Source organism: Pseudomonas sp. B21-032, assembly GCF_024748965.1.
Lineage (GTDB): Bacteria > Pseudomonadota > Gammaproteobacteria > Pseudomonadales > Pseudomonadaceae > Aquipseudomonas.
This window is the reverse complement of record NZ_CP087180.1, coordinates 4583724-4600614: the sequence shown is the minus strand read 5'-3', so window position 1 is coordinate 4600614 and position 16891 is coordinate 4583724. Positions and strand designations below refer to the sequence as shown.

Below are 16891 nucleotides of genomic sequence, written 5' to 3'. Positions count from 1 at the left end.
GGCCGTTACCGGTCGATGCCAGACAACACAGTGATAGCAAGTTTCACACCATATTCCAGGCCAGCCCCACATTCAGTGGGAACTGGCCTTGCCTGCGAGGGGCCGCAGCGCGGCCCCGAACAGCCTCAGTATCGCGCATCCACCGGCTTGCCGCCGTTGGGCCAGTCCTTGACCTTGTCCGGGAAGTCCGGCCGTGGCTGTTGCGAGAACCAGGCCGCGACGTCCACTGCCTCCTGGTCACTCAAGCCGCCCTGGCCCAGGGGGAATTTCTCGTGAAAGCCGATCGGCATGTTGCGTTTGACGAACGCCGCAGCGGTATAGGTGCGGGCCATGCCGGCGCCGATGTTGAACGACTGGTCGCCCCACAGTGGTGGGTACACCAGGCTGCCGTCTTCACGGGCCAAGCCCTCGCCATTGCTGCCATGGCACACCGCGCACTGCTCGGCATACACCTGCTTGCCGTTGTCCAGGTCTGGCTTGATCGCCGTGTCGATCTTGCCGACCCCGCGCCCGGCCACCTTGTCGCCCGGCTGGGTGTTCATCTTCATCCAGTCGAAATAGGCCACCATCGCCTGCATGTCCGCCGATTGCGGCGGTATCGGCTTGCCGTTCATCGAACGCCGGAAGCAGCCGTTGATGCGCTCTTCAAGGGTGACTTCCTTGCCTGCCCGCGGGGCGTAGCTGGGGAAGAACGCCGAGACGCCGACAAACGGCGAGCCGTCGGCCACGGTGCCGGCATTGAGGTGGCAACTGGTGCAGTTCAGCGCGTTGCCGACGTTGTCCGGCAACAGCTCGCGGGTTTGCAGGTGCAAGCGCATGCCGCGGATCACCTGCTCGGCGTTGGCTGCGGCGAGCAGGTTGGCCAGGCGCGGGGTTTCAAAGGCGCTGGAGTCGGTGGTCTGCGGGTTGAGCTGGTCACGCAGGGTTTTCACCTGCTTGGCAGTGATCGGCGAGCTGTTGTTGCCCCAGCGGCCGCGCACGAAGGTGAGGATCTCGGCGATCTCTTGATCGGCCAGGCGGGCGAAGCCAGGCATGGTGTAGACCCGCGAATGGGTGGCGGTTTGCGCGGTTTCCCAGCCGGTGAGAGTGATGTGCAGCAGCGAGGTCGGGTTGGTCGAGGCGATGCTCGGGTTGCCGGCCAGTGGCGGGAACAGGCCCGGGACCCCACGCCCGTCCGGGCGGTGGCAATCGCTGCAGAACTGGGTGTAGCCCAGGCCGCCGCGGCTGCTGAACAGGTCATCCGGGGCGACGGCTGCGGCCAGCGGGATATCCGGCATCGGCAGGTCATCCTTGCCCGGCGGCAGCGATTTCAGGTAGCTGGCGATAGCCACCAGGTCGCCGTCGCTGAAGTGCTGGGTACTGTGATGAATGACGTCGGCCATGTTGCCCGACACCGTGGCAAAGCGGTTCTGCCCGGTCTTGAGCAATTGCACGGTGTCTTGCACGGTCCACAGGTTGCGCAGGCTCAGGGCCTGCCAGTGCTCTACGGTTTCACCGGCGAGGAAGTGCTTGCCGCTGCGGCCGGCGTCGCTCATGGCCTTTTCCTGGAAGGCGATGCCGCGTGGGGTATGGCAGGCACCACAATGGCCCAGGCCCTGCACCAGGTAGGCACCCCGATTGAGCACTTCGTCCTTGGCGGGATCGGGCTCGAAGGGCTCGCTGTCGACGAAGGCGAAGTTCCACAGCGACAGGCCCCAGCGCATGTTGAACGGCCAGCTCATGTCCGCTTCCTGGTTGGACTGGCTGATCGGCGTCACGCCCTGCATCAGGTACGCGTACAGGGCGCGCATGTCCGCTTCGCTCATTTTCGCGTAGGACGGGTAGGGCATTGCCGGGTACAGGTTGGTGCCGTCCGGGGTCACGCCTTCGCGCATGGCCTTGTCGAACTGCTCGAAGCTGTAGCGGCCGATGCCAGTGTCCGGGTCGGGGGTGATGTTGCTTGAGTAGATGGTGCCCATCGGTGTTTTCAGTTGCAGGCCACCGGCCATTTCCGGTGCTTGCGGTGCGGTGTGGCAAGCAATGCAGTCGCCGAGCTGGGCGATGTATTTGCCTCGGGCAAGCAGTTCGCTGTCGGCCGCCGCTGCCGGGGGCGGCTCGCTGGCGAATACGGAGAACGAGAACACGGTCGTGGCCACCAGGGCCAGACGGGAGAAGGCAGATGCCATTGCATTATTCCTTTAGTCACCTGGCCTGGGGTGGTCCCCTGGGCGCAGGGCTGCAATCGTTTTTATGGTTCATCAGGCAGAGGCGGGTAACGAAACCTGCCTCAGTTTCGTTGTAAGGGATTTGTCGGCGGGGGCTGTTGATATGGATCAGCGCAGCCGGCATTGCACCGGCTGCGCGTGCGGATTGCGCGGTTTTACCTGCCCGGTACCAGGGTCAGGCGCTTGTTGCCGTAGGCGCGGTCGAAGTTTTGTGGTTGCAGCGGCAGGCTCATGTAGCGGCCCTTGAACCAGGCATCCAGGCCATCGGCAAAGTGCGGGCTGGCCGGGTTGCCGGACTGGCCGCTACTGCTTTGCAGTTGCAGCGGTTCAATCTGGCCGAAGTCCACCACCATGCGCAGCGACGGTGCCAGTTGTGCGTTGAAGTCCTTGCCCCAGGCGTAGGGCGCAAGGTTCAGGGTGCTGTGGTCGCCGCCCGTGGCCAGCGGGCCGCGACTGACCGCGTCACCCAGGCCATGAAAAGTCGGCGCCGGCCAGCGGTACTGGTGCAGTTTGCCCCATTGCCAGGCGCGCTGATTATTGCCCAGTTGCGCTTCGCCGGCAGTGATTGCTGCTGCCAGGCTGCGGGCGAGAATGGCCGGCTTGTCTTCTTTTTGCGCGGTGTTCTGATCGTCCCAGAACGGGCTGTCTTCGCGACCGAGCAAGTGGTCGGCCTGGGCCGAGTACGACAGCCGGGCGTTACCGACAAAAGCCTGCCAGCTCGGGCTGGATTCAGGGCCGAGCTCGTCGAGGAAGGTCAGCTTGGCGCTTTCCTGCAGGAACAGTTGGTACAGGGCGGCATCTGCCGAGGTGGTGCTCAGTCGGCCGTCGAAGGCCATCAAGCGGGTGTAGGCTTCGCGCGCCTTGGTCCGTTGCTCGGCAGGCAGGGCGTCGATTGCCTGCTTCAGCGGTTGGGCCATGCCGGGGGCTTGGAACATTTTCTTCAGCTTGTCGGCAAACAGCGTGGTCTGGTCGCTTTGCATCAGCATCAGGCTGCGGCTGTCGTGCTTGCCGTTGCCGGCCAGTTGCGCCAGGCGCTCGGCACGCTCGGGGTAGTACCAGCTGTTGGACAGCTGCATGCCATAGCCTTTGGGCACGCTGCGCTGGTTGGCATTGCCGATCCAGCCTTGGGGCGGGTCCTGGTCGTAGGGGTGGAGCATCGGGTCGGCGTAGCCGTCCCAGTCGTAGCGACCGTCCCAGCCCGGCGACGGCAGCAGGCCCTGGCCCTCGCGGCGGTTGGGGAAGCGCCCGCTGACCTGCCAGCCGATATTGCTGGCGTCGGCAAATACGAAGTTCAGCGCCGCAGCGCCAATCTCGCGGGTGTTGTCGAAGGCGCGCTCGACATTCTGCGCCCGCGACAGGTTGAAGAACGCATCAAGGCTCTGGTCGCCCTTGAGCTCGGGCATGCGCAGGGCCAGGCCCAGGCTGGCGTTCTGCGGCTGGCCGAGCAGGGTGCCGTGGCGGGTGTCGTACAGGGTTTCACGCAGCGGGCGCTGGCCCTTGATGAAGAAGGTTTCGTTGCGGGCCTGGGCTGGCAGCCATTTACCGTCGGCCTGGTACATCAGGCGGCTGCCTTCCTTGCGCAGTTTTTCCAGGAACAGGTCCTGGTTGTCGGCCATCACCGCGCTGGCGCTCCAGGCCAGCTTGCCGTTGTAGCCTGAAAGCACCAGCGGCAGGCCGGCGATGGATACGCCAGCGGCCTGGTACTTGGGCGAACGGATCTGCACCGGGCTCATCGCCCAGGCACCAAGGGTATCGCTGGCCATCAGGCTCTTGCCGCTGCGGCTGCGCTGCGGGGCAATCGCCCAGTTGCTCGAGCCGGCGCTGCCGAGCAGGTTGAGTTCGGCCAGTTGCTCGCTGACTGCGGTCAACGGTGCCAGGCCCGCGAGCTGGGTGTTCAGGTTCAGGCCTTTGAGCTTGTCGGTTTCGCCCAGCGCCAGCGGTTCGTCAGGGTAGCTTGGCAGCAGCCAGGCCAGTTTGTCGGTACCGACTTTTTGCGCCAGGCCCAGGGCTGCGAGTTCTTCCTGCAGGTTGACCGACTGGCTGAAGTTGTACAGGCAGAAGATCAGCGCCGAGTCCTCGGGCTTCCAGTATTCCGGACGGTAGCCGCTTTGCGCCAATGGTGCCGGCAGCTTGTCGCGGTAGCGGAACATATAAGCGTTGACGCCACGGGCATACACCTCGAAGAAACGCTTGAGGCGTGGCGAGGCATCGGCATACAGCTGGTTGGCGCTGGCCTTGAGGTTGGCCGCGCGCATCAGGCGGTCGACTTCCAGCACGTCGGCACCGGCCATTTCCGCCAGCCGGCCTTGAGCCAGCAGGCGCATGCCGACCATCTGCCCGATGCGATCACCGGCGTGGATATAGCCCAGGGCGAACAGCGCGTCGTGGAAGTTGCTCGATTCAATCAGCGGCATGCCCAGGGCGTTGCGGCGCACCGACACATTCTGTGCCAGGCCTTTGAGCGGTTGCACGCCCGTGGCAGGCAGCACGCTGTCGCGCTGGCCGGCCATCTGGCAGCCACCCAGGCTGAGCAGCCCGAGCATCGCAACGGCTACGCCGAACCGGGGGTAAAAGGGGGAAGGGCTGGCGCGGCCATGATCAGGCTCCTGCAGGGCGTGGCGGTAAAAGGCGCTACGTTAGTGAGCGCGATCACACCATGCAAGCGGGGCGCAGCCTTTATTTTCACCAGCTGACGAGGCGTCGGGCCGGCAGGGGAGCTAGCGGTCGCGCCGGCGTACTGCGCAAGCGCCGACCACTAGCAAAAGGCCGCGATCAGGCGCCGTGGCACTTCTTGAACTTCTTGCTGCTGCCGCATGGGCATGGATCGTTGCGGCCGACGTCCTTCAGGGCGTTGCGCACCGGCTCCTGGTGGCCGTGGTTGCAGTGCGGGCCGTGTACATGGCCATGGTCATGGTCGTGATGATCATGATCGTGGTTGCAGTCAGGGCCATGGACATGGGGTTGCTGGGTCATCTTGGGTTACTCCGGAATAAGATCGCCGGGAATTATCTCACCACTGCGCGACAAGTGCAGGTCGCGGGCGAAGAATAATCCGCTGCTCATCTCACCTTCCAGGCGATAGCGCAGTGGGCCTTCGCTGCCTTTGAGCAGTTTGGCCAGGGGTTTGACCTGCTGCCAGAGGTTGGTGCGCACCGGGATCTTGAAGGTTCGCCGCGCGTGCGGGCCGACACTGCGCCACAGGCTGGCCTCGCCTTCGGTCAACGGCAGGTCGTTGATCAGCACCTTGTAGCCCAGGTAACGGATGAACAGGCGGCTGTCGTTGGGGTTGTCGACCTGGACATGCAGTACGAATTCCTGCTGCAGCAGGCGCATCTTCAGCGGTTCAACCTTGAGCAGATGCACCTGTGGGTCCTGGTAGTCGCTGTCCAGCCAGCTGGCGCAGCCCGCCAGCTGCAGGAGCAGAACGCTGATCAGCAGCAGGCGGGCCATCAGCTCAGCTACCCAGGTAACTGGAGCAGCACTTCTTGAACTTCTGCCCGCTTTGGCATGGGCAGGGATCGTTGCGCGTGACCTTGAGGCCGACGGTCGGGTCAATGAAGTACCAGCGGCCGTGGTTCTGCACGAAGGCCGAGCGTTCGCGATGGCAATGCTCGCCATCGCTGTCGTGCCAGCGAGCGGTAAAGGTGACAAAGGCATGTTCGGGCTTGCCGCCGAACACCTCGGCGCCTTCGACTTCAAGGCCCAGCCAGGTGCTCTGCTGGCTCCAGTTGCGGATCGCCTCGCGGTCGAGCCCGGCTTGCTGCGCTGGCAGGGTGGTGGTCACTAGATAGTCGACCAGCCCCAGCACGTAGGCGCTGTAGCGCGAACGCATCAGGGTCTGCGCGTCGGGGGCGGGGAGCCCAGCGTGATAATGCCCGCAGCAGGTATCGAGCAGATCGCCGCTACCGCAAGGACAAACCGAGACACTCATTGCTTCACCACCAGTACTTGCCAAAATTTTCCGGGTTGGCCCAGAACTTGGCGTTGAGCCAGTCCGGGACCTGTTTGTATTCACGTAGATCATAGGTGAACAGGTTCAAAACCTGCGCATCGCGCTGGAATTTTTCACTGGCTTGCAGGGCCAGGGCGAAGAAGTCGGTTTCTTGCCAATCGCAGGCGCTCAGGTCGGCCAGCACCGCCACGCGGCTGGCATTGAGGTTGCGGATGCCGCCGAGCAATTGCAGGCCATCGCGTTTGCTCAGGTGCTCGAGGCAATCGACCAGCAGCGCCAGGTCGAAGCGTTGCGCCGCAAGCTCGGCCGGCAGAGCGCCGGGGTTGGCCACGGCGATTTGCGCCTGCGGGTGCGCCTGGGCGAAAGCCTCCAGAGCCGGAAAGCGCTCACCTATCAATAGCAGGCGTTGTGGCGCATAGCGATCAAGCAGGGCGGCCAGGGCCTGTTGCGGGGTGCGCTGGGAAAAACCGTCCATCATCGGGAATCCTCGGTCAGATGGGGCAAGACTAACGGTCTGGCGCCACTTGGCATAGTGCCGCGGCGCCGCATCATGGCCTATTGCTGGCGGATATCAATGAGGCGGTCTTTACTCCCAGAGCATCGGTTTTGCACCGATTCCCCCTAGGAGATGCAACAAAATGAGCATAGTACGCACAGCATTACCTCTGGTTCTGCTAACCAGCGTGTTGACTGGTTGTGCAGGTTTGCAAAAAACCGACTGGCCGAAGTGTGCTGCCGTCGGGGGCGTAGGCGGCGCAGCCCTGGGCGCTATCGAGAGCTCCAGCTGGGCAGGCTGGGGCGCGCTGCTTGGCGCGGGCATGGCCGCCGGTTACTGCTGGGCCCACGGCGATGGCGACGAAGACGGCGATGGCGTGCCGGACAGCCGCGACAAGTGCCCGGGCACGCCACGTGGCGTGCAGGTCGATGCCAACGGATGCCCGCCGGAGCCTGTCGCCGTGGTCGAAGAAGTCGCCGTGGTCAAGGAAGAGGTCATTGTCATTCGCGATGTTCACTTCGAGTTCGATTCGGCCAAGCTGACCGCAACCGACAAGGAGCGCCTCAATACCATTGCCACGCGCCTGAAAAACGAAGCGGCGAGCGCGCGCTTGAGTGTCACTGGCCACACCGACAGCAAAGGCTCCGATGCCTATAACCAGAAACTCTCGGAGCGCCGCGCGCATTCGGTCACCGAATACCTGATCGAGAGCGGCGTGCCACGTGCCAGCTTCGTCTCGGTGCGCGGTGCCGGTGAGACCCAGCCGGTTGCCGACAACGCCACTGCCGATGGCCGGGCGCAGAACCGTCGTACGGAAATTCGCATCGAGCGCTGAAGCGCCAGCGGCCTGCGGCTTGAGAAGTACCGCAGGCCGGTCTTTACTCCTGTGTGACCGGTAGAGGCCGGTGACACAGGAGCAATTCTCATGAGTGTTCTCTTAAAGGCCACACTGCCGGTCCTTCTGGCCGCAAGCCTGCTCTCCGGTTGTGCGACCCACAGCGATGGCAGCGCCCCACTCAATCAAAGGACCTGGCCTATCTGCAGCCTGCTTGGCGGTCTGGTCGGTGGCGGTCTGGGTGCCATCGAAAGTTCCGCCTGGGCAGCCGGTGCCGGTGCTGCCGGCGCGATTGCCGGCGGCCTGATCTGTTATGCCCAGGACGGTGACGAGGATGAAGACGGCGTGTTCGACCGTCGCGACCTCTGCCCCGACACGCCGGCCAACACCCCGGTCAGCCATACCGGTTGCCCGCTGCCGCAATACCCGGCGAGCCAGAAAGCGCCGGAGCCTGCACCGACCTCGGAAGTGATTACCCTCAGCGACCAGGGCGCGGTGATGTTCGCCTTTGACTCGGCGCAGTTGACCAGCGCGGCCCAACAGCAGTTGCAGGCGCTGACCAGCAAGCTCAATGGCGCCAATGTAACCAGCGTCAAAGTCGTCGGCCATACCGACAGCCAGGGCTCGGACGCCTACAACCAGGCGCTGTCCGAACGGCGGGCCAGCAGTGTTGCCGAGTACCTGATCAGCCAGGGCCTGTCGCCCGCCAAGGTCACCAGCCAGGGCCAGGGTGAAAGCCAGCCGGTTGCCGATAACGACACTGATGCCGGGCGGGCGCAGAACCGCAGGGTGGAACTGCACCTTAATTGATCGGGCCACTGACACAAGGACTGGCACAAGGAGCGTGTCAGCCGTTACTGTTGCAGGCGATGCCAGCACCCCTGGCATCGCCACCGAAAAATAACAACGGGGGGCGCCTATGCAAGGGTTACTGGGGCTGGCCAAGGCCCTGACCGTGGTGTTCTGGTGGGTGGTACTGGTCAATCTGCTGATACCGCTGGAGCACCCCTTCCACCTGCTGATCAATGCCGCCGGTGCCGCCCTGCTTGGCCTGCACTTGCTGGAAGTATTGATGTTCAATGGTTGCCTGCGTGAGCGCAGCCATCGTTGGTTCGATCGCTTGCAGATCCTGCTGGTCGGTATTTTTCATGTTCTTTCAATTCCGGCACCCCGCAAGGAAGCTGCTAATGCGTAAATTGATCATTCTGGCTGCATTGTTCAGCCCCCTGGCCCTGGCCGACGCCATCAGCGTGGCGGCCCATTCGGTGCTGCGCCTGCCAAACAAGGCCAGCGTCGTGCATTTGCAGCGCCTGGAGGTTGCTGATTCCGCCACTCTGGTGCTGCCCGCCAGCTTGGTCGATCTCAGGGTCGATGAGTTGCACCTGGGCCAGGAGGCGCGAATTGCCATCGTGCCGGCCGAAACCACCCTGCAGCTTGAAGTGCAACGGGCCAGCTTAGGCGAGGGCAGCCAGATCGTTGCCCATGGTGCCCCGGGCACTTACGAAAAAGCGGCAAAGGCCGGGCGCAACCTGGAGCTGCAACTGCATGAACTCAAAGCCTCGACCCTGGCCATTGATGCCCGTGGCGGCGCCGGTGCGCCGGGTTATGTCGGCCTTGATGGCGCCAATGGCAAGCCGGGGGGCTGCACCTGGGGCCAGGCCAGCCGCGGCGCCAATGGCGACAACGGTGGCAATGGCCATGACGGCGCGCCGGGTGGCCGGGTGCGGCTGGCGTTGCCGGCAGGTTTTCCTGCTGAGCGCATCGTGGTCCAGCTTGATGGCGGTGCGCCAGGCGTGGCGGGTGCAGCCGGCAAGCCGGGGGCCGGTGGCGCAAGCAAGGGCTGCCTGGTGTACAGCACTGCGGGTGGTGCGGCAGGCAAACCTGGGGCTGCGGGTCAGCCGGGAGCGGCGGGTGCAGTTGGAGAGTTGATCTTGCAGCGCCTGTAAAAGCACGCGCCGGCCCCTGTTGGAGCCGGCTTTGCCGGCGACGGGCTGCAAAGCAGCCCCTTGACCTGGTTCACCACAGCACCCCACCCGACAACACCACCGCAATCCCCAGCACCAGGTTAAGCCCGACCATCCGCCGAATCCTCGCCATCACCGCCGCACCCGCCGGCCAGTCCTCAGCCTGCACCGCCTGGCGCAGTTCCGGGTACAGCAACGACTGGACACGAAAGAACACGGCAAACATCGCAATCGCACCGCCGATCATCACCTGGACATGCCGTGGCGTGGTCTCGAAGCTGGCAAAACGGGTGTTGACCATGAACATGCCGCTGATCGCCAGCACCGCGATTGCGATCCATACCCAGCCAAAAAAACGCTGAAACACTTCTACCCACAGGCGTAGGCGAGCGGGGCCTTCCAGGGCTGCAACCGCCGCCGGGCGCAGGATCAGCCAGGCAAAGAACATCCCCCGACCCACACCAGGGCGGCCAGAACATGCAGGCTGTAAGACAGGGCAAAGACGGGCATGGGGATCTCCATTCGGCGCAAAGGGCAATAGCGGGGTATGATAGCGACCCAATCGAAACACTGAAAATTTATCCAGCCCTTCGGGCGCCCGACACCATGATCAGCAACGAACTCAAAACCACGATTCAGGGCGCCTATTCGCGTTTTCTCGAAGCCAAGAGCCTCAAGCCGCGCTACGGCCAGCGTCTGATGATTGCCGAAGTGGCCAAGGTGCTTGGCGATATCGACTGTGACGACGAAGGCCGGCGCGTCGGTGAACCAGCGGTGGTCGCGGTCGAGGCCGGCACCGGTACTGGCAAGACAGTGGCCTATAGCCTGGCCTCGATTCCGGCGGCCAAGGCGGCCGGCAAGCGCCTGGTGATCGCCACTGCCACGGTTGCCCTGCAGGAGCAGATCGTCTTCAAGGACCTGCCCGACCTGATGCGCAACAGCGGCCTCAATTTCAGCTTCGCCCTGGCCAAGGGCCGTGGCCGCTACTTGTGCCTGTCGAAACTCGACGTGCTGCTGCAGGAAGGCCAGGCGCAATCGGCCACTGCCCAGCTGTTCGAGGAAGAAGGCTTCCGGATCGAGGTCGACGAGGCCAGCCAGAAGCTGTTTACCAGCATGATCGAGAAGCTCGCCGGCAACCGCTGGGATGGCGATCGTGACAGCTGGCCCCAGGCTCTGGAAGACCAGGACTGGGCGCGCCTGACCACCGACCACAGCCAGTGCACCGGGCGCCATTGCCCGAACTTCGGCCAGTGCACCTTCTACAAGGCCCGCGAAGGCATGGGCAAGGTCGATGTAATCGTCACCAACCACGACATGGTTCTCGCCGACCTGGCCCTGGGCGGCGGCGCCGTGCTGCCGGACCCGCGCGACACCATTTATGTATTCGACGAAGGCCACCACCTGCCCGACAAGGCCATCGGCCATTTCGCCCATTACACCCGTTTGCGCTCGACTGCCGACTGGCTCGAGCAAACCGCCAAGAACCTGACCAAGCTGCTGGCCCAGCATCCGCTGCCGGGCGACCTGGGCAAATTTATCGAGCAGGTGCCGGAGCTGGCCCGTGAGATCAAGGCCCAGCAGCAGTTCATGTTCAGCGCCTGCGAGCAGGTTGCCGATTTCCGCCCGGGCGAAGACATGGAAGGCCGTGAGCGGCCCCGTCATCGTTTCGAAGGCGGCGTGGTGCCTGAGCACATGCGCGAGATGGGCATCGAGCTGAAAAAGGGCTTTTCGCGCCTCAGCGACCTGTTCACCCGCCTGACCGAGCTGCTCAAGGAAGGCATGGATGGCGAGGTCAATATCGGCATCGCCAGCCATCAGGCCGAGGAGTGGTACCCGCTGTTCGGCAGCCTGCTGATGCGCGCCCAGGGCAACTGGGAGTTGTGGACCGCCTTCACCGCCGAAGACCCGGAAGACAGCCCGCCCATGGCCCGCTGGCTGACCCTGGCCGAAAGCGGCGCGTTGTTCGATATCGAGGTCAATGCCAGCCCGATCCTTGCCGCCGAAATGCTCCGGCGCAACCTGTGGAACGTCGCCCACGGCGCCCTGGTGACCTCGGCGACCCTGACGGCACTGGGCAAGTTCGATCGTTTTCGCATGCGTGCCGGGCTGCCCAAGACCGCCGTTACCAGTGTTGTGCCGAGCCCCTTCCACCACGTTGACGCCGGCGTACTGCGGGTGCCAGACCTGCGTGCCGACCCGCGCGATGCCGCCGCCCACACCGCGGCGATCATCCGCGACCTGCCGGAGCTGGTGGAAGGTTCGCGCGGTTCGCTGGTGCTGTTTTCCTCGCGCAAGCAGATGCAGGACGTGTTCGATGGCCTGGACCGCGACTGGCGCAAACAGGTGTTCATCCAGGGCAACCTGTCCAAGCAGGAAACCCTCAACAAGCACAAGGCGCGGGTCGATGGCGGTGATTCCAGCGTGCTGTTCGGCCTCGCCAGCTTCGCCGAAGGCGTCGACCTGCCGGGCGCATATTGCGAGCACGTGGTAATCGCCAAGATTCCTTTCGCCGTGCCGGATGACCCGGTCGAAGCCGCCCTGGCCGAATGGATCGAGGCCCGTGGCGGCAACCCGTTCATGGAGATTGCCGTGCCGGACGCCTCGTTGCGGCTGATCCAGGCCTGCGGGCGGCTGCTGCGCACCGAAGAGGACCGCGGCACCATCACCCTGCTTGACCGGCGGGTGGTCACCCAGCGCTACGGCAAGGCTATTCTCAATGCGTTGCCACCGTTTCGCCGGGAAATTTCCTGAAAACCCGGAGCGCAATGCTCCGGGCGTTGTCTATCACTCAGTTCAAGGCCCCATGGGCCCTCAAGGAGAGCTCCAGCCCTATGATTCGCCGTACCTTGCCTGCCGTATTCGCACTGTTGTTCAGCACGCCGTTGCTGGCTGGGCAACAGACGCTGTTCAGCTTCGTTCGCCCGGCCGCCGTGGTCAATGTGCTGACCGAAGATGCCAGCCTGCCGCAGTACAATGCAGAGCAGACGGCCGAGGGCGAGGTGCTGCGCCGCGTGGTGTTCAACCCGGTGGCGCAGCCCAAGCTGCGCCTGACTCCGCAGGCCGGGGCCTGGGACTGGTCCAGCGCCACGGCCCTGACCTTGCGTCTGCAAAGTGCCATGGACTGGGCACTGACCGTCGATGTCACGGTGCTAAGCAGCGACGGCAAGACCCTCACCAGCCGCATCGACCTGCCGGCGGGCCCGGCGCAAACCGTCTATGTGCCGCTCAAGGCCAGTTCGCCGCTGAGCCAGGGCATGCGCGCCGGGCCGCCGATGCCTTGGGTGCACGAGGGCCAGAGGGTACTGCTGACCAGCAGCGCTGGCGAGGTCGATCTCAAGCAGGTGGTGTCGGTGACCTTGTCGATGAACAAGCCCAACGTCGCCCAGAGCATCCTCATCGAGCGCGTCGGCACCCAGGATGACGAGCAACTGCAAAAGGCCGTGTACACCGGCCTGATCGACGGCTATGGCCAGTCGACCCGCGGTCGCTGGCCGGAAAAGATCGTCAGCGATGACCAGCTCAAGGCCGCCGCCGGCCGCGAACAGCAGCAGCTCAAAGGCTGGCTGGGCGAACGCAGCAAGCTCAAGCTCGACAAGTTCGGTGGCATCAGCGAAGGCCCGGCGTTCGAGGCCAAGGGCTTCTTTCGCACCGAGAAACGCGAAGGTCGCTGGTACCTGGTGACCCCCGAAGGCCATCCGTTCTATTCCCTGGGCGTCAACACCGTGGCAGCCGACGGTGGCCGCACCTATGTAGCAGGGCGCGAGAGCATGTTCAGCGCACTGCCGCAAGCAGGTGAGGCGCTGGCGCAGTTCTACGGTGAAGGCAACAACAACGACGGCAATGGCTCGGCCCGTGGTCGCAACTTCAACCAGGGGCGCTGGTTCGACTTCTATGCCGCCAACATCGAGCGCAGCCATGGCACGCCGTGCACGCCGGTGGCAGCCAGCGACAAGGCGCCGGCGCTGGAATGCCCGCCCGCGGGCCTGGACAAGCAGCGCTGGCAGGGCCACACCCTCGACCGCCTGCAGGCCTGGGGCTTCAATACCCTGGGCAACTGGAGCGAGCCGACGCTCGGCCAGGCCAACCGTATGCCGTACACCTTGCCGCTGTCGATCGTTGGTGACTACACCAGCATCAGCACCGGCATGGACTGGTGGGGCGGCATGCCTGACCCGTTCGACCCGCGCTTTGCCATGGCCACCGAGCGTGCGGTGGCGATTGCCGCCCGCGATCACCGCGACGACCCCTGGCTGATCGGCTACTTTGCCGACAACGAGCTGGCCTGGGCCGCCCCCGGTGACGATCCCAAGGCCCGCTACGCCCTGGCCTACGGCACCTTGCGCCTGACCACCGATGTACCGGCCAAGCGTGCCTTCCTCAAGCAGTTGCGCGACAAGTACCGCAACCAGGCCGGCCTGTCCAAGGCCTGGGGCATCGATCTGCCCGCCTGGGAGCTGATGGAAGACCCAGGGTTCGAACCGCCGCTGCCAAGCCCTGAGCACCCGGAAATCGAGGCCGACTTCAAATACTTCCAGAAGGTTTTCGCCGAAACCTATTTCAAGACCATTTCCGACTCGCTGAAGTGGCATGCGCCCAATCATCTGCTGCTTGGCGGCCGTTATGCCGTGAGCACCCCGGAAGCAGTCGGCGCCTGTGCCGAGTACTGCGACGTCATCAGCTTCAATTTCTACACGCCCAAACCGCAGGACGGCTACGACTTCAACCAGCTCAAGGCGCTGGACAAGCCGGTGCTGGTCTCCGAGTTCCAGTTCGGTTCCCGCGACCGTGGCCCGTTCTGGCCGGGGCCGATGGAGGTGGCCAAGGAAGAGGGCAGGGCGCCGGCCTATGCCAGCTTCATCAAGGCCGCGCTGGATGAACCGTCAATCGTCGGTGTGCACTGGTTCCAGTACCTCGACCAACCTGCCAGCGGGCGCCTGCTCGATGGCGAGAACGGCCATTTCGGCCTGGTCGGCATTACCGATGTACCGTTCCAGGGCTTTGTCGACGGCGTGCGCAAGAGCAATCTGCAAACCCAGGAACAGTTCGGTAAAACCCTGGTGACCCCGGAAAAAGCGCCGAAGACTCCCTGACACCTGCTGCCGGGCATGCACCGCCCGGCTTCTGTCTGTTCCCAAATCGTGCGCAGGCTGAAACAATGCACAGCCATTTGATAAGCCGGTTTCGCGGGAGTTGCTGGGTGCAGATTCAGGGTCATTACGAGCTTAAGTTTGAAGCGGTACGTGAAGCCTTTGCGGCGCTGTTCGACGATCCTCAGGAGCGTGGCGCGGCGCTGTGCATCCAGGTTGGCGGCGAAACCGTCATCGACCTCTGGGCCGGCAGCGCCGATAAAGACGGCGCCGAGGCCTGGCACAGCGATACCATTGCCAACCTGTTCTCCTGCACCAAGATGTTCACCGCCGTGACCGCCCTGCAGCTGGTCGGCGAAGGCAAGCTGGCCCTGGATGCGCCGGTGGCGCGGTACTGGCCGGAGTTCGCCCAGGCCGACAAGCAATCGATCACCTTGCGGCAACTGCTCAGCCATCGCGCCGGTGTGCCGGCCCTGCGTGAGCTGATGCCGGCCGAAGCCCTCTACGACTGGCACGCCATGGTCCAGGCACTGGCTGGCGAATCACCGTGGTGGACCCCGGGTACGGCCCACGGCTATGCGGCCATTACCTTTGGCTGGTTGATCGGCGAACTGATTCGCCGTGCCGATGGCCGCGAGCCAGGCGAATCGATCGTTGCCCGCACGGCCAGGCCGCTGGGCCTGGACTTTCATATCGGCCTTGGCGAAGAAGACTTCCCCCGCGTTGCGCATATCGCCCGCAGCAAAGGCAACATGGGCGACGAGGCGGCCCAGCGCCTGCTCCAGGTCACCCTGCGCGAGCCGCAAGCCCTGTCGACCCGGGCCTTTACCAACCCGCCGGGGATGCTTACCAGCGTCAACAAACCCGAGTGGCGGCGCATGCAGCAACCGGCGGCCAACGGCCACGGCAACGCCCGCAGCCTCGCCGGTTTCTACGCAGGCCTGCTCGATGGCAGTTTGCTGGAGTCGGAGCTGCTCGATGAGCTGACCCGCGAGCACAGCCTTGGCCAGGATCGGACTTTGCTGACCTCGACCCGTTTCGGTCTTGGCTGCATGCTTGACCAGCCGAGCGTCGCCAACGCGACCTTTGGTCTGGGCGCGCGGGCCTTCGGTCACCCGGGGGCGGGCGGTTCGGTGGGCTTTGCCGATCCGGAACACGATGTTTCCTTTGGTTTTGTTACCAATACCCTGGGCCCTTACGTGCTCATGGACCCTCGGGCGCAGAAGCTGGTGCGGGTATTGGCCAGCTGCCTTTGATCGGTTAACCCCCATGGGGCCTGAACCCTTTGGCTATTCTGAATTCCAAAGCCCTGCATTGCTGGGCCAAATTTCTTTCATTTTCATGGTGTATCGCTGATGTCTTCGCATAAATCCTTAGCTCTCGCCCTGTGCCTGGCCGTGACCGGCTGCGCGCAGCATCCTCAGAAAGATGGCGCCGCAGATGCCGGCTTCAACTGGTGGCCGTTTGGCTCGGACCAGGTCGTCGACAAGGAAGTTAAGGAAGTGGTCACCGAAAAAGTCGCCAAGGCCGACGCCAAGTCGGAAAGCGCCAGCCGCTGGTGGTGGCCGTTTGGTGACGACGCCAAGGGCAAGACCGCTGCCGTACCGAAAATCGACCACAAGGCCACCCAGGCCTGGCTGGACAGCTACGAGCCAAAGCTGCGCGAAGCGATCAAGGACAGCAAGTTCGAAGTCGAGCGCCGTGAAGACGTATTGGTCGTGACCGTGCCGGTCGACAGCTCCTACAACCCGGATCGCCCAGCGATGCTGCTGCCGGTCACCCTCGGCCCGATCACTCGCGTAGCCAAAGCCGTCGAGGCCGACAAGCAGACTGCCGTGCTGGTCCTGGGGCATGCCGACACCAGCGGTGTTGCCGCCGCCAACACCAAACTCAGCCAGGAGCGCGCCGGTTCCGTGGCGGCGATCTTCCGCCTCAGCGGCCTGGAGCGTGATCGCCTGATGCTGCGCGGAATGGGCTCGCAAATGCCGCGTGCAGCCAACGACAGCGTTGAAGGCCGTGCCTTGAACCGTCGCGTTGAACTGGTACTGACCCCGCAGAACACCATGGTTGCCCTGCTGGCCAAGTACAAGCAGCCAACCCCGAGCCCGGCCGAACTGGTTGCCGTACAGGATGCCAAGGCTCCGGCCAAGGCTGCTGCGAAACCGGCTGCCAAGCCTGCAGCCAAGGCCCCAGCGAAAAAGGCCACTGTGGCCAAGAAAGCCGCGCCGGCCAAGGCCGCTGCCAAGAAGCCTGCCGCCAAGCCTGCGGCGAAGAAGGCGGCGGCACCGGCGGCGAAAAAAGTCGCCGCCAACACCAGCCCTGCGAAGACTAACTGATCGTCAAGGAACGCAGT

Annotated in this window: 14 protein-coding genes and 1 pseudogene; 8 read left to right on the top strand and 7 right to left on the bottom strand. The window is 64.2% G+C overall.

The window, feature by feature from the left end; translation table 11 throughout:
* Positions 1–125: 125 nt before the first annotated feature.
* From LOY54_RS21205 to LOY54_RS21180, 6 genes are all read right to left on the bottom strand, one after another.
* Complete coding sequence (locus LOY54_RS21205; protein WP_213603445.1) at positions 126–2165, bottom strand: c-type cytochrome; 2040 nt, start codon at positions 2163–2165, stop codon at positions 126–128.
* A 194-nt stretch (positions 2166–2359) separates the two neighbouring features.
* Positions 2360–4747: a penicillin acylase family protein gene (locus LOY54_RS21200; protein WP_258607815.1), complete on the bottom strand. Its 2388-nt coding sequence runs from the start codon at positions 4745–4747 to the stop codon at positions 2360–2362.
* Positions 4748–4976: 229 nt separating this feature from the next.
* On the bottom strand, positions 4977–5177 hold the full coding sequence (locus LOY54_RS21195; RefSeq protein ID WP_010221064.1) for an SEC-C metal-binding domain-containing protein: 201 nt from the start codon (positions 5175–5177) through the stop codon (positions 4977–4979).
* 6 nt (positions 5178–5183) lie between these two features.
* Positions 5184–5654: an LEA type 2 family protein gene (locus tag LOY54_RS21190; RefSeq protein ID WP_045197779.1), complete on the bottom strand. Its 471-nt coding sequence runs from the start codon at positions 5652–5654 to the stop codon at positions 5184–5186.
* A 4-nt stretch (positions 5655–5658) separates the two neighbouring features.
* Entirely contained in the window at positions 5659–6135 is a 477-nt protein-coding gene (locus LOY54_RS21185; RefSeq protein ID WP_258607814.1) for a YchJ family protein, read from the bottom strand.
* Positions 6136–6139: 4 nt separating this feature from the next.
* Complete coding sequence (locus tag LOY54_RS21180; RefSeq protein WP_093380171.1) at positions 6140–6634, bottom strand: DUF6231 family protein; 495 nt, start codon at positions 6632–6634, stop codon at positions 6140–6142.
* 160 nt (positions 6635–6794) lie between these two features.
* On the opposite strand from LOY54_RS21180, the gene LOY54_RS21175 reads away from it, so the two are divergent.
* From LOY54_RS21175 to LOY54_RS21160, 4 genes are all read left to right on the top strand, one after another.
* Positions 6795–7487: an OmpA family protein gene (locus LOY54_RS21175; protein WP_045197785.1), complete on the top strand. Its 693-nt coding sequence runs from the start codon at positions 6795–6797 to the stop codon at positions 7485–7487.
* Between the two features lie 90 nt (positions 7488–7577).
* The gene (locus tag LOY54_RS21170; RefSeq protein WP_258607813.1) at positions 7578–8297 is read left to right on the top strand and encodes an OmpA family protein; all 720 of its coding nucleotides are present in this window, start codon (positions 7578–7580) and stop codon (positions 8295–8297) included.
* Positions 8298–8406: 109 nt separating this feature from the next.
* Positions 8407–8682 carry a DUF1145 domain-containing protein gene (locus LOY54_RS21165; RefSeq protein WP_045197789.1) on the top strand — a complete coding sequence of 92 codons (276 nt, stop codon included), beginning with the start codon at positions 8407–8409 and terminating at the stop codon, positions 8680–8682.
* Entirely contained in the window at positions 8675–9433 is a 759-nt protein-coding gene (locus LOY54_RS21160; protein ID WP_258607812.1) for a collagen-like protein, read from the top strand. The genes LOY54_RS21165 and LOY54_RS21160 overlap by 8 nt, the downstream gene beginning before the upstream one ends.
* A 70-nt stretch (positions 9434–9503) precedes the next feature.
* Here LOY54_RS21160 and LOY54_RS21155 read toward each other — a convergent pair.
* Positions 9504–9961, bottom strand: a pseudogene (locus tag LOY54_RS21155) (CopD family protein).
* Between the two features lie 96 nt (positions 9962–10057).
* Here LOY54_RS21155 and dinG point away from each other — a divergent pair.
* The 4 genes from dinG to LOY54_RS21135 all read left to right on the top strand — a co-directional run bounded on the left by dinG (position 10058) and on the right by LOY54_RS21135 (position 16874).
* The gene (dinG, locus tag LOY54_RS21150) at positions 10058–12202 is read left to right on the top strand and encodes an ATP-dependent DNA helicase DinG (protein WP_045197794.1); all 2145 of its coding nucleotides are present in this window, start codon (positions 10058–10060) and stop codon (positions 12200–12202) included.
* 80 nt (positions 12203–12282) lie between these two features.
* Positions 12283–14541, top strand: coding sequence for a beta-galactosidase (locus LOY54_RS21145; protein WP_258607811.1), 2259 nt, complete (start codon positions 12283–12285; stop codon positions 14539–14541).
* A 107-nt stretch (positions 14542–14648) separates the two neighbouring features.
* Complete coding sequence (locus LOY54_RS21140; RefSeq protein WP_258594637.1) at positions 14649–15794, top strand: serine hydrolase domain-containing protein; 1146 nt, start codon at positions 14649–14651, stop codon at positions 15792–15794.
* 99 nt (positions 15795–15893) lie between these two features.
* A complete protein-coding gene (locus LOY54_RS21135) occupies positions 15894–16874 on the top strand; it encodes an OmpA family protein (RefSeq protein ID WP_045197802.1) in 981 nt (326 codons plus the stop codon).
* Positions 16875–16891 lie beyond the last annotated feature (17 nt).